The following is a 13,134-nucleotide window of genomic DNA, read 5'->3' as shown; positions in this document are numbered from 1 at the left end:
AAAACCTAAAGGCTTTCGGTTTGCGGCAATGTAGCCTCCGGTTTTGGCGTACGGGAAGACCTGACGGCGGGAGAAATACGATGGCGCGGCCACGCACCCCACTGCTCGACCGGGAGCGGATCGGCAGTGCGGCACTGCAACTGCTCGCCGAGCAGGGCGAGTTCAGCGTCCCGCAGATCGCCCGGGCGCTCGGGGTGCAGACCGGGTCGCTGTATCACCACGTGGACGGCCGGGCGGGGGTCATCGAGCTGATCCGGGAGCGGGTGTGCGCCCGGATCGACGGCGGCACGCTGTCCTCGCCGGAGCCCTGGGACCGGGCACTGGAGGCCTGGGCCCGGTCGTACCGGGCCGCCTTCGCCGCCTATCCGCGGGCCATCCCGCTGCTGATGACCACCCCGGTACGGGCGCCCGCGGTGCTCGCGCAGTACGAACGGGCGGTCGCCCTCCTGCTGCGGGCCGGCTTCGCCACGGAGCAGGTGATGCCGCTGCTCACGGGCCTGGAGAACCTGGTCCTGGGCTCGGCCCTGGACCTCGCGGCCCCGGACGCCATGTGGGAGCCGACCCCGGGCACCCCGCTGCTCGCACGGGCCCTGGCCGCCCAGGGCCCCGGGCGCGCGGAGGCCGCCTTCGAGGTGGGCCTGACGGCGTTCCTGGCGTACGCGCGGGGCCTGCGCGGCGGGGCGGACGCGGGGGCAGACGCGGGGGCGGACGGGGAGGCGGAGGCGGAGGCGCAGCGGTAACCGCCGGGCGGCGTGACAATGGGGGCGAGGAAGGAACGCGTCTGCCGTTGCGGAGAGGCGGGAAGCTCGTGGTGGCGTACATAGCCGTGACCGCCCTGAGTCATGTCGGGCTGGTCCGCGAGCACAACGAGGACAGCCTGGTCATCGGGCCGTGGACGCTGTGCGGAACCACGACCCGGAGCCCCCAGACCCTCCTGTTCCCCCTCGGCAGACCGCTCGTGGTCGCGGTCGCCGACGGACTCGGCGGGCAGCCGGCCGGCGAGGTCGCCAGCGAGCTGGTCGTCAGGGAACTCGCCCTGCTCGGCCCCACGCTGGACGGGGCCGAGGCGGTCGAGGACGCACTGAACCTCTGCAATCGCGCGGTGCACTCCGCCACCGACGGCCGTCCGGAGTTGACGTCGATGGGGACCACCGTCGCCGGCACCCTGGTCATGCCGGAGTCGCTGCTGTCGTTCAACGTCGGCGACAGCAAGGTGTACCGGGTGGCCGAGGACGGGCTGCGCCAGGTCAGCGTGGACGACAGCCCGCCGCTTCCGCCGGGGCAGCGCACCACCTCGGCCGTGACGCAGACCCTCGGCGGGAGCCGCGCCGAGCACGTCCTCACCCCGCACGTGGCGACCTTCCCGCTCTCCACGGGCGACCGGTACCTGGTGTGCACCGACGGGCTGACCGACCCGGTGCCCGACGAGGCCATCGGCGAGGTGCTGCGGGCGCACGACGACGGCAAGGCCGCGTTCGAGCTGTGGAGGGCCGCCATCGAGGCCGGAGGCCCCGACAACATCACGCTCGCGCTGGTGCGCATCGGGGCCTAGGGCCTGTCGTCGAACTCCCGTCGCCGCGAGGCAGAAGGGAGTTTGACGACAGGCCCTAGACCTGCTGGTTCGCCACTGCCTGCCGCTTCGTCTCGTCGTAGGCCGCGCGGGCCTTCTCCACGTCGTCCATGCGCAGGCCCGTCCAGTGGGCGAGGGCGCGGACCCGCTCGGCGGCCTCGCGGCCCAGCGGGGTGAGCGAGTAGTCGACCCGGGGCGGGATGACGGGCTTGGCATCGCGGTGCACGAAGCCGTCGCGCTCCAGCGTCTGGAGGGTCTGCGTCAGCATCTTCTCGCTGACCTTGGCGACCGTTGCGACGTGTCGGCGCAGTTCGCTGAAGCGGTACGAGCGGTCGAGCAGGGCGTCCAGTACGAGGACGCCCCAGCGGCTGGTGACGTGTTCCAGGACGAGCCGGTGCGGGCACATCGCCTCGGCCCGGGTCCACTTCTCGCGCATCTCACTTACTCCCATGCCAGTACCTTACTTCAAAGTGGGTACTGCCGTTTAGTTAGTGCCCGACATACGGTGAGTGCACAGCCCCGGAAAACGGGGAGCAAGGCCCAGATCAGGAGTGAACCCGCCATGAGCATCGTCGTCACCGGAGCCACCGGAGCCCTCGGCCGTCTCGTCATCGACGAGCTGCTCGCCCGGGGCGTCCCCGCCGCCGAGATCGCCGTCGTCGTCCGCGACAAGGAGAAGGCCGCCCCGCTCGCCGCCCGGGGCATCGAACTGCGCATCGCCGACTACAACGTGCCCGAGACGCTCGCCGGGGCCTTCCGCTCCGGTGACCGGGTCCTGATGATCTCCGGCAGCGAGGTCGGACAGCGGGTGCCCCAGCACTCCGCCGCGATCGACGCGGCGAAGGAGGCCGGGGTGGCGCAGTTCGCGTACACCGGCATCCTGGGCGGGCCGGAGGCGGACTTCGACCTCGCCGCCGAGCACCGGGCGACCGAGGAGCTGATCCTCGCCTCGGGTCTGCCCCACACCTTCCTGCGCAACGGCTGGTACACCGAGAACTACACGGGCAACCTCGCGCCGGTGCTCGCGCACGGTGCGGTCCTGTCCAACGCGGGTGAGGGCCGGGTGGCCTCGGCGGCCCGCGCCGACTACGCGGCGGCGGCCGCGGCCGTGGTGACCGGGGAGGGCCACCTCGGCCGGGCCTACGAGCTGAGCGGCGACGTGGCGTGGTCCTTCGCGGAGTACGCGGCGGCGGTCGCGGAGGCCACCGGGCGGGAGATCGCGTACAACGCCGTGACCCCCGAGGCCCACCACGCCGTCCTCACCGGAGCGGGAGTCCCGGCGCAGTTCGCCGAGATCCTGGTCGACGTGGACCTCGCCATCGAGCGCGGCCGCCTGGCCGGCACCTCCGGCGACCTGTCCCGCCTGATCGGCCGCCCCACGACGCCGATGGCACTGACGGTCGCGGAGGCCGTGGCCACCGCGACCAGCGCGGGCTGAGGAGCCCTACGAGATCTCCGTGTACGGCCAGACCGCCCCAGTCCTCGAAGACCAGGACGCAGCTCTTGGAGGCATCGGCGCCGGTGCCGGTGCCGGTGCCGGTGCCGGTGTAGCGCCACAGCTCGCCGGACGTCGAGGCCTTGAGTTTGCCCGCGGTCGTGAGCCCGAGAGCATCGGCCACCCCGTCGCCCGTGAGGTCGCGCCGTACGGGAACCGGGAAAGCAGTCGCCCGAGCAGGAGGAAACTCCGAGCCCGTTCCGGGACCAGGGGCACGAGCAAGAGCAAGTCCCCCCGCCTGCCCTGACCTTGGCACCCGAACTGGCCGAGGAGCCCGATCCGGGGCCGGCAAGGCCGCCTGACCGCCCGGGACCGATTTCTACAAGACGCGCCCCGAACCGGGTCCGCACACTGGCGACGGCCACCGAGATACCGGGTGATCGTCCCGGCCCGGACGCCGTCGCAACCCTGACGGCCCTCTTCTCGCGGCCTGACCACTCCCCACCAAACGACTGTTTGATCAAGGAGTCACATGCGTAAGTCACTTGCCGCGTCCATCTCCGCCGGCGTGATCGTCTTCGCCAGCCTGGCAACAGCCAGCCCCGCTTCCGCCAGTGCGAAGGTGTGCGGATGGGGCGGAGACAGCAGCCTGGGGTACTGGGAAGTCTGTTACTCGGTCTGGGGCAGCGGCCTGTACGTCGATTCGGTCGAAGGCAGCGCCCGGCGGACCGACGGCGGCCCCGCGAGGTCGATCCACTTCGAATACGTCAAGGCCGGCAACGTGCACTGGAAGAACAGCCAGCAGTACTGGAGCAACAACCAGGCGGACTGGCAGAACGTCAAGGGCAACGTCTCGAAGGCGGGCGACTACTGCGCCAAGCTCTGGGTCGAGCAGAACGGCGGCCACTACTGGGCCGGCCAGGCCTGCGTCAACATCCACCTCTGACCCTTGCCTGACCGGGGCGTGGCCGAGCACCGGATCGTTCCGGACCCGGCGGGGTCCGGAACGATCCGGGCCGGCTACGCCCCGTAGAACAGCTCGTCCACCACGCCCCGCGCGCGTCGGGTGATGCGGCGGTAGTCCTCCAGCATGTCGCCGACCGTGCCCTCCGCGTAGCCGAGGTAGCGGCCGACCGCCGCCAGTTCGCGGGCCTCGGAGGGGAAGGTGTCGCCCGCCCGGCCGCGGACCAGCATCACGGCGTTGCGGACCCGGGTGGCCAACACCCAGGCCTCGTCGAGGATCTGCGCCTCCTCGGTCGGGATCAGCCCGGCCGCGTGCGCGGCGGCCAGGGCCTCGCGGGTCCGGGTCGTGCGCAGGCCCGGTTCCGCCCAGGCGTGCCGCATCTGGATCAGCTGGACGGTCCACTCGACGTCGCTGAGGCCGCCGCGGCCGAGTTTGGTGTGCAGGGTCGGGTCGGCGCCCCTGGGCAGGCGTTCGGATTCCATCCGGGCCTTCAGGCGCCGGATCTCGCGGACGGCGTCTTCGCCGAGGCCTTCCATCGGGTAGCGCAGCGGGTCGATCAGGTCGATGAAGCGCCGGCCGAGGTCGAGGTCTCCGGCCACCGGTTCGGCGCGCAGCAGGGCCTGGGACTCCCAGGTCAGGGCCCAGCGGCGGTAGTAGGCGGCGTACGAGGGCAGGGTGCGGACCAGGGGGCCGGAGCGGCCTTCGGGGCGCAGGTCGGCGTCGATGAGCAGCGGCGGGTCTGCGGTGGGGAGTTGGAGGAGCCTGCGCATCTCGGAGACGACGTGCTGGGCGGCCTTGGCGGCTTCCTGTTCGTCGACGCCCTCGCGCGGCTCGTGGACGAACAGGACGTCGGCGTCGGAGCCGTAGCCGAGCTCGTGGCCGCCGAAGCGGCCGACGCCGATGACCGCGAAGCGGGTGGGCAGGGTGTCGCCCCAGTGGGCCTGCACGGCGGCGCGCAGGGCGCCGGCGATGGTGACGGCGGTGAGTTCGGAGACGGCGCGGCCGACCCGGTCGACCAGGGCTCCGTGGTCCTCCTCGGCCGGGCTGTCCTCCGTACCGTAGGAGCCGATGATGTCTGCGGCGGTGGTGCGGAACAGCTCGCGGCGGCGCACTCCGCGGGCGGCGGCCACCCCGGCTTCCGGGTTCTCGGCGCGGCCGACGGCGGCGAGCACCTCCTGCTCCAGGGCCTCGTGGGTACGGGGAACCAGGCCTTCGGGGTCGCCCAGCAGGGCCACCGCTTCGGGGGCGCGCATGAGGAGGTCCGGGGCGAGGCGTCCGGCGGAGAGCACCCGGGCGAGGTTCTCCGCGGCGGCGCCCTCGTCGCGCAGGAGGCGCAGGTACCAGGGGGTCCTGCCGAGGGCGTCGGAGACCTTGCGGAAGTTCAACAGGCCCGCGTCCGGGTCGGCGGAGTCGGCGAACCAGCCGAGGAGCACCGGCAGCAGGGTGCGCTGGATGGCGGCGGCGCGGGTGACGCCGGAGGCGAGGGCTTCGAGGTGGCGCAGGGCGGCGGCCGGATCGGCGTACCCGAGGGCTTCGAGGCGCTGGCCGGCGGCGCGCGGGGAGAGCCGGGTCTCGCCGGGGGCGAGCTGGGCCACGGCGTCGAGGAGCGGCCGGTAGAAGATCTTCTCGTGCAGGCGGCGGACCACGGAGGCGTGCCGGCGCCAGGCCTTGTTGAGTTCGGCGACGGGTTCGGTGCGCAGGCCCAGCGAGCGGCCCAGGCGCCGCAGGTCGGCCTCGTCCTCGGGAACGAGGTGGGTGCGGCGCAGCCGGTAGAGCTGGATGCGGTGCTCCATGGCCCGCAGGAAGCGGTACGCGTCGTGCAGTTGGGCGGCGTCGGCTCGCCCGACGTAGCCGCCGGCGGCGAGGGCGGTGAGCGCGTCGAGGGTGGTGCCGGAGTGCAGGGTGGCGTCGGAGCGGCCGTGCACGAGCTGGAGGAGCTGGACGGCGAACTCGACGTCGCGCAGGCCGCCGGGGCCGAGCTTCAGCTCGCGCTCGACCTGGGCGGCGGGGATGTTGTCGACGACGCGGCGGCGCATCTTCTGGACGTCGGGGACGAAGTTCTCGCGCTCGGCGGCCTGCCAGACGAGGGGAGTTATGGCGGCGATGTACTCGGCGCCGAGCGCCTCGTCGCCGGCGACGGCACGGGCCTTGAGGAGGGCCTGGAACTCCCAGGTCTTGGCCCAGCGCTGGTAGTAGGCGAGGTGGGAGGCGAGGGTGCGGACGAGCGGACCGTTTCTGCCCTCGGGGCGGAGGTTGGCGTCGACGGGCCAGATGGTGCCTTCGACGGTGGTCTCGGAGCAGATCCGCATGAGGTGGGAGGCGAGCCGGGCTGCGGCCTGGACGGCCTTGCCCTCGTCCGCGCCGGGAGCCGCGTCGCCGACGAAGATGACGTCGACGTCGGAGACGTAGTTCAGCTCGTTGCCTCCGCACTTGCCCATGGCGATGACGGCGAGCCGGCAGACGGCCGCGTCCTCGGGGGCGGCGGCGGTCGCGATGCGCAGGGCCGCGCGGAGGGTGGCGGTGGCCAGGTCGGCGAGCTCGGCGGCGGTCTGGGCTACGTCTATGGTCCCGCAGACGTCGCGGGCGGCGATGGAGAGCAGGCAGCGGCGGTAGGCCACGCGCAGGTCCACGGGGTCGTGGGCGCCGGCCAGGCCCTGCTCGAACTCCGGGAGCCCGGGGTGCAGATCGGCGGCCTCGTAGGTGACGAGGGCCTGCCAGTCCCGGGGGTGGCGGGCCAGGTGGTCGCCGAGGGCCTCGGACGCACCGAGCACGCCGAGGAGGCGGTCGCGCAGGGGTTTGGCACTGACGAGGGTGTCGAGGAGGACGGGCAGCTCCTCGGGGGTCTGCGCCTCGGCGATCCGAACCAGCCCGAGGAGGGCGAGGTCGGGATCGGCGGTGCCCCCGAGGGCGTCGAGGAGCACCGGATCGGTGCGTACGGCGGCCAGCACGTCGTTGTCGAGCAGCCGGGCGGCGGCCGAGGGGTCGGTGAACCCGCTGCGCAGCAGCCGGCTGAAGGTACTGCTCCTGCGTCCCGGGACTGTCATCCCGCCGCCTCCCGCGTACGTCGGCCTGCCCTTGCCTCTGCCCTGGCCGGGCGGTTTCGCGGGGTGACGCCTTCGGCGGGGTGTCGCCTTCGGCGCGGTTCGCGCTTCCGCCCGGGGAGAGCCTAGCCGGAGCAGGCGTTCGACTCACCGCATGCCCGATGGGACGGATTGTCAGATTTTTGGCAGACTTGTGGCGCAATGGGGCCCGCTCCCCGCCGACCGGCCAGGAGGACCCCGATGCCCGACCCCGAACTCCCGCCCGAGGGACCCCCCGCCGCGCGTCCGGCCCGCTCTGCCGGGCCGGCCGGCGGCCGGGGCGACAGCCTCCCGGGCGGCCGGGCCGAAGGTCCCGCCAACGGCCCGGCCGAAGGTCCGTCCGGGAGCCCGGCCGACGGCGCGGGCGGCAGCCCCGCCCGCGCCGGTGCCCGTACGCGGCGGGCCCGCGCGGTGGCCCGTAGGCGGCAGGTGAGGGTCGTCAAGGTCGTCGGGTTCTGTGCGGCGGCCACCGCCGGGGGGATGCTGCTGCTGCGGGGGAACGAGGCGGTCGACGCCCTCACCCACCCCGGCACCGTCGACGGCAAGGCGGTGGGCGCCGTCTCCCCGGCCGTCGACCCGGCGGCCCCCGCGGACCCCGGCCGGGTGCTCCAGATCGTGGCGCACCCCGACGACGACCTCTACTTCATGAACCCGGACCTGCGCTATTCCATAGCGGCGGGCCACCCCGTCACCTCGGTGTACCTCACCTCCGGCGAGGCCGACGGCATCAACGCGGGCGAAGCCCAGGTCGCCGCCACCCCGCCCGACAAGCCCGCCTACGCCGAGGCCCGCCAGAACGGCATCCGCGCCGCCTACGCGAGGATGGCCACCGGCGACCGGGACAGCCCCTGGCGGCGCACCGTCGTGCCGACCGCGGGCGGCGGCCACGCCGAGGTCGACGTCCTCACGGCGAAGCCGCAGGTCAACCTCGTCTGGCTGCAGCTGCGCGAGGCCGGCAACGTCTGGGCCGACCGGCCCGACAGCCTGCACGGCCTCTGGGACGGCAAGGTCCCCCGGCTGGAGTCGATGCTCGCCTCCGGGTCCCCGGTCAAGCAGCAGTTCACGTACACGAAGGACCAAGTCGTACGGACCCTCGTCGGCTTCCTGAAGCAGTACGGGCCGACCACCGTCCGCTCCCAGGACCCGTCGCCCGGCCGGTTCCCCGACAACAAGCACTACACCGACCATCAGGACCACTTCTACGGCGCCCGCTTCGTACAGGTCGCGCTCGGCGCCTACGCGAAGGAGGTCAAGGACCGTCCGCACTTCTCCGTGCAGAACTACCTCGGTTACTTCAACGGCTCGCTCCCCGACGCCCTCGTCGCGGACGAGGCCAAGAGCAAGCTGGACATCCTGGACACGTACGCCTGGACCGACCGGCAGAACCACTGCGGCAGCGCCGCCGGCTGCGGGGACCTGAAGGTCGCCGACCACCCGGCCGGCAACCACTGGACCTCCTCCATCAACTACGCCCGCGGCACCGCCACCTCCTGGCTGACCTCCGACAAGGAGCACGGCCTCTGGGCCTTCAAGGTGCTCGACGGGCAGCTCGCCCTCTGGCACCGCGACGGCCTGCTCGGCGCCTGGAGCGGCCCCCGACTGCTCCCCGGCGCCGACGGCACCGTCATGGACCAGGGCATCTCCACCGTGACGCTGGCCGACGGCCGGATCGCCGCCTTCGGCACCCGCACCTCCTTCGGCGCCAAACCCGCCGACTACGGGCGCGAGATCGTCTACACCGTGCAGCGGGCGCCCGGCTCGCAGGAGTTCGGGGAGTGGACGGACCTCGGTACGCCGGAGACCGCCGACGAGAACTGGACCTCCGACATCAGCGCGCCCGCGGTGGCCGTCGACGGCTCCGGGCAGCTCGCGGTCTACGTGCGCGACGGCGCGTACACCCTGCGCGGGCGGGTGCAGTCGCCGACCGGCGCCTGGGGTCCGTGGGACCGGTACGGCGGCTCCGACCTACACGGCAGCCCGGCCGCCGCGACCGATGCCGCCGGACGGCGCATCGTCCTGGCCGCGACCACCAAGACCGTGCTGGGCTGGGCCCAGCCGAAGGCCGGCGCACCGCTCGGCCCCGCCACCGCGACCGGGCTGCCGGCGCCCGCGCTGCCGATCACGGCGCAGAGCCGGGAGGACGGTGCACGGCTGTGGTTCCGCAAGCCGGATTCGGGCGCGGTCGGTACCGCCCTGTTCACGGGTGACGGCGGGCTGAAGATGAGCGGACTCGCCGAGGTGGACGGGCTGTCCGGCTTCGGCTCGGTGACGGCGAGCGGCCACCTGCTGGCCGGGCGGTCGGCGGGCGGGCAACTGGGCTCCGACGTCGGCCGGGGCCGGCCGTGGGCGCGGTCGCCGCTGATGTTCGTCGGGGCGCCCTCCTCGACGATGAACGGCAAGAGCACGGTGGACCTGGCGGTCATGGGGCTGGACGGGCGGCTGTACGTGACCTCGTCGGCGGACGACCCGAACGCGCGCCTGGCCCCGTGGCAGCCGGCGGGACCGCCGAACGGCTCGCCCTGACCGACCGGTAGAGGTCTGCGGACACCCAATCAACGCCCCCCACGGGGGCGTTTTTTGGTGCGCTCGCGCGGGCGACTGCCGCACCGGCGGCCGGCATTCGCGCGCCGTGACCGTGTGCTGCGACGGCTTGCCGTGACCGCGCGATGTGACTGCGCGATGTGACTGTGCGATGTGACTGCGGACACGTACGAAATGCCCACAAGAGACGCACACGGGCGGCCATTTCCACACATCTGAAGTTCATCGGCGAACCGGGTGAACCAACTTGCCCGGAATGACCTCTCACTGACTGACCGACAGCTTCACGCGGTTCTTCCTGCCGGAACGACCCCAAGGCGTAGCCGATGCCCGTATCCCGCCGACGTTTCCTCCTCGCGACCGTGGTCCCGATGCTGACCATCGGGGTCACCGGCGCGCTCGCCGTCGCCTCCGGCCAGCAGACCGCGGCCGAGACCGTCCCGGGATCCGACTCCTCGGCCGTCCTCCCGGTGAGCGCCAACGCCGGATCGGTCGTCCAGATCGTCGCCCACCCGGACGACGACCTGTTCTTCATGAACCCGGACCTCAGCCGCTCCCTGCTGTCCGGCACCCCGCTCACCACCCTCTACCTCACCTCCGGCGAGGCCGACGGCCGCAACGAGGCCCACGGCGGCTCGGCCAAGGACCCGGAGCAGCCGGCCGACCGCGGGCACTACGCGGAAGCCCGGCAGAACGGCATACGCTCCGCCTACGCGCAGATGGCCACCGGCGACCGCAGCAGCCCGTGGCGTCGTACGGTCATCCCCACCGCGGGCGGCGGCCACGCCGAGCTCGACGTCCTCATGGCGAAGCCCCAGGTCAACCTGGTCTGGCTGCAGATGCGCGAGGCCCGGGCCCCCGTCGCGGACACCCCGGACAGCCTGCGCGGGCTGTGGAACGGCCGGATACCGGCGCTCAGCCCGCAGCTCACCGCAGGCACGCCGGTCACGCAGCCGTCCACGTACACCAAGGACCAGGTGATAGCGGCGATATCCGGGGTCCTGGAGCTGTACAAGCCGACGACGATACGGATGCAGGACCCGTCGCCGGGCCGGTACCTCGACTCCGGCCGGCTCACCGACCATCAGGACCACATGTACGCGGCGCGGTTCGCGCAGGCCGGGGCCGCCTCGTACGCCGCGCGGGTCCCGGTCGGGCAGCGGCCCCGGTTCACCGTGCAGAGCTACCTCGGCTACCACAACAGCACCCTGCCGCACACGCTGGACCCGCAGACGGCCGAGACGAAGATCGGCTACCTCAAGACGTACGCGTGGCACGACAAGCAGAACTACTGCGGCTCGCGCTCCGGCTGCGGCGACCGCAAGGTGGCGGGCAGCCCGAGCGGCCGCAACTGGGCCCAGTCGCTGCGGTACGCGCGCGGCGACCACTCCTCCTGGCTGGTGCAGGGCACGACCGGCCGGCTGTACGCCTTCGCCGTCCTCGACGGCCAGATGGCCGTCTGGAACCGCGGGGCCGGCACCGGCCCCGGCGCCGCCTGGCAGGGTCCGGTGCTGCTGCCGGGCACCGGCATCGACCCCGGCGCGACCACCGCCCGCCTCCCCGACGGGCGCGTCGCCGTCCTGGCCACCCGCACCGTCTTCGGTGACCGGCCGGAGGAGTACCGGCGCGAGATCGTCCACGCCGCCCAGTCCGTGCCCGGCGGCCCCTTCGGGGCGTGGGTCTCCCTCGGTACCCCGGAGCCCGGCGACGAGCCCGGCACCTCCTCGATCAGCGCGCCCTCGGCCGTCTCCGACCCGGACGGGCGGCTGACGGTGTACGTCCGCGACTCCCGCCGCGCCCTGCTCGCCCGTACCCAGGAGCCCTCGGGCGCCTTCGGCGGCTGGCAGCACCTGGGGGGCGCCGACCTCCAGTCCGACCCGGTGGCGGCCACCGACTCCGCCGGGCGCCGGCACGTCTACGCCGCCACCACCCAGTCGGTACTGGCCTGGATCCAGCCCGCCCCGGGCGCCCCGCTGGCCGGCCCCTTCCCGACCGGGCTCCCGGCCACCACCGTCCCCCTCACCGCCACCCCGGAGGCGGCGGGCGTCCGCCTCTACTTCCGGCGCCCCGACTCGGGAGTCGTACGCACCGCCCTGGTCACGGCAGCGGCCGGCGCCGCGAAGCCTGCGGTCTCCAGCGTCACGGAGGCAGGCGGCCGGGCGGGCTACGGCGCGGTGGGCGTGGCGGGCCGCGTCATATCGGGCCGCGCCGACTCGGGCACCATCAGCACGACGGGCCTCGGCGGCCCCCCGGCGTGGACGGAGTCCCGCATGCTCTACGCGGGCGCCCCGGCCGGCATCCAGGAACAGGGCGGCGGCCTGACGATGACGGTCCTGGGCCTGGACGCCGAACTCCACGTAGCCACCTCCCTCCCGACCCCCACCCGCACCGTCTGGCACCGCGCGGTGCCGCCGGCGTGAGATGAGGGATCCCGGTCAATTCCAGCAGTCGTATTCCCGCACCTGAAAATCCTGATCGCGCTGCATCCCCGTGGGAAGCACGGTCTTGTCATCGGTGAACGCGAGGCTCAACTGAACGGGGTCCAGTCCCGTCGCATAGGAAAGATCAGCGCCTTCCAGGTGCGCGGACGCAAGCTTCGCCCCCTGCATCATCGCGCCTCGCAGATCGGCGTGCTGCAGCTTGGCTCCGTAGAGTTCCGCGTATTTCAGATTGGTCCGCTTGGTCAGGGCGGTGCCCTTCGGTTCATAGCTGGAAAGATCGACCCAACTGAAGTCGGCACAGTGCAGGATCGTCTGACTGAGGTCGACATTGCGCAGGTCGGTTTCCTCGCCGCGCGCCTGGACCCCCGCCAGGTTGGCACGGTTGAAGAACGTTCCGGGGAGTTTGAGGGCGTGCATGCGCGCATTCGCCAGATAGACCCCCTCCAGACGAAGTCTCTGCACCTCTCCCGCGCGGTCCCGCTGTCCGAGGACCCTCATCGCCGCATCGACGTCCACCGCCGGCTCGCCGTCGCGCTGCGCCTCGCGCTCCATCGCCTTCGGGGGACGCTCGGTGCCGTCACGAACGAAAGCGGATATCGCCTGGTTGATGTTGTCGCGGTCCCTTGTCGAGTCCTTGGCTATGCGCCCGAGCGCGAAAATGGCGGCGGCTTTTACCACCGCATTGTCATGCCCCAGGCTCTCCACTGCCTTGGCGTACCGGTCGGTCACCTGGGCGTCCCGCTGCGCCTCGAGGGTTTCGAAGGACTGCTTGGCCGCGATGGCAGTGGCTGCCAGGGTTCCGGCGAGCAGCATGCCACCGGCGGCATGGATCAGGGTCTGTCTGATGGCGTTCTCGGCTTCGATCCGCTGCTTGTCGTCGTGCAGCGATTTCAGCCGGCTGCCTCCGACCCAGCCCGTGATCGGTCCCAAGAGGAAATACAGGCCGATCGCCACAGCCACGAACACGCCCCCGAGGATCATCAAGACGGGCTGAATGGGCATGTTCAATCCCCTTTCACCATCAAGCACAGCACGCCCCGCCGTCCTCGGCGAGCGGGCGGAACGTCCCGCCAGACGAGGCCGCCCGGCGCCACAACAGCCTC

Annotated in this window: 9 protein-coding genes; 6 read left to right on the top strand and 3 right to left on the bottom strand. The window is 72.5% G+C overall.

Features of this window, described 5'->3' with window-relative positions; all coding sequences use genetic code 11:
- The first annotated feature begins 80 nt into the window (after positions 1-80).
- Together ACFVX6_RS30015 and ACFVX6_RS30010 are read left to right on the top strand one after the other, a co-directional pair.
- On the top strand, positions 81-740 hold the full coding sequence (locus tag ACFVX6_RS30015) for a TetR/AcrR family transcriptional regulator C-terminal domain-containing protein (protein WP_389696723.1): 660 nt from the start codon (positions 81-83) through the stop codon (positions 738-740).
- 71 nt (positions 741-811) lie between these two features.
- Positions 812-1,552, top strand: coding sequence for a PP2C family protein-serine/threonine phosphatase (locus ACFVX6_RS30010; RefSeq protein ID WP_389696764.1), 741 nt, complete (start codon positions 812-814; stop codon positions 1,550-1,552).
- Between the two features lie 55 nt (positions 1,553-1,607).
- On the opposite strand, the gene ACFVX6_RS30005 is transcribed toward ACFVX6_RS30010, so the two are convergent.
- The gene (locus ACFVX6_RS30005) at positions 1,608-2,021 is read right to left on the bottom strand and encodes a winged helix-turn-helix transcriptional regulator (protein ID WP_389696721.1); all 414 of its coding nucleotides are present in this window, start codon (positions 2,019-2,021) and stop codon (positions 1,608-1,610) included.
- A 111-nt stretch (positions 2,022-2,132) separates the two neighbouring features.
- On the opposite strand from ACFVX6_RS30005, the gene ACFVX6_RS30000 reads away from it, so the two are divergent.
- Together ACFVX6_RS30000 and ACFVX6_RS29995 are read left to right on the top strand one after the other, a co-directional pair.
- The gene (locus ACFVX6_RS30000) at positions 2,133-3,008 is read left to right on the top strand and encodes an SDR family oxidoreductase (protein ID WP_389696719.1); all 876 of its coding nucleotides are present in this window, start codon (positions 2,133-2,135) and stop codon (positions 3,006-3,008) included.
- 529 nt (positions 3,009-3,537) lie between these two features.
- Entirely contained in the window at positions 3,538-3,951 is a 414-nt protein-coding gene (locus ACFVX6_RS29995) for a hypothetical protein (RefSeq protein WP_389696717.1), read from the top strand.
- Positions 3,952-4,025: 74 nt separating this feature from the next.
- On the opposite strand, the gene ACFVX6_RS29990 is transcribed toward ACFVX6_RS29995, so the two are convergent.
- Positions 4,026-7,013 carry a bifunctional [glutamine synthetase] adenylyltransferase/[glutamine synthetase]-adenylyl-L-tyrosine phosphorylase gene (locus ACFVX6_RS29990; protein ID WP_389696715.1) on the bottom strand — a complete coding sequence of 996 codons (2,988 nt, stop codon included), beginning with the start codon at positions 7,011-7,013 and terminating at the stop codon, positions 4,026-4,028.
- A gap of 237 nt (positions 7,014-7,250) precedes the next feature.
- Here ACFVX6_RS29990 and ACFVX6_RS29985 point away from each other — a divergent pair, with 237 nt between their 5' ends.
- Both ACFVX6_RS29985 and ACFVX6_RS29980 read left to right on the top strand, forming a co-directional pair.
- The gene (locus ACFVX6_RS29985) at positions 7,251-9,572 is read left to right on the top strand and encodes a PIG-L family deacetylase (protein ID WP_389696713.1); all 2,322 of its coding nucleotides are present in this window, start codon (positions 7,251-7,253) and stop codon (positions 9,570-9,572) included.
- Positions 9,573-9,916: 344 nt separating this feature from the next.
- On the top strand, positions 9,917-12,010 hold the full coding sequence (locus ACFVX6_RS29980; protein ID WP_389696711.1) for a PIG-L family deacetylase: 2,094 nt from the start codon (positions 9,917-9,919) through the stop codon (positions 12,008-12,010).
- Between the two features lie 15 nt (positions 12,011-12,025).
- Here the strand turns inward: ACFVX6_RS29980 and ACFVX6_RS29975 are convergent, their stop codons facing one another.
- The gene (locus ACFVX6_RS29975; protein WP_389696709.1) at positions 12,026-13,033 is read right to left on the bottom strand and encodes a pentapeptide repeat-containing protein; all 1,008 of its coding nucleotides are present in this window, start codon (positions 13,031-13,033) and stop codon (positions 12,026-12,028) included.
- Between the last annotated feature and the right edge of the window lie 101 nt (positions 13,034-13,134).

This window comes from Streptomyces sp. NPDC058289, assembly GCF_042880975.1.
GTDB lineage: Bacteria > Actinomycetota > Actinomycetes > Streptomycetales > Streptomycetaceae > Streptomyces > Streptomyces stoeckheimensis.
Note: the sequence above shows the minus strand (reverse complement) of the source record. Positions and strands in the feature narration are given on the sequence as shown.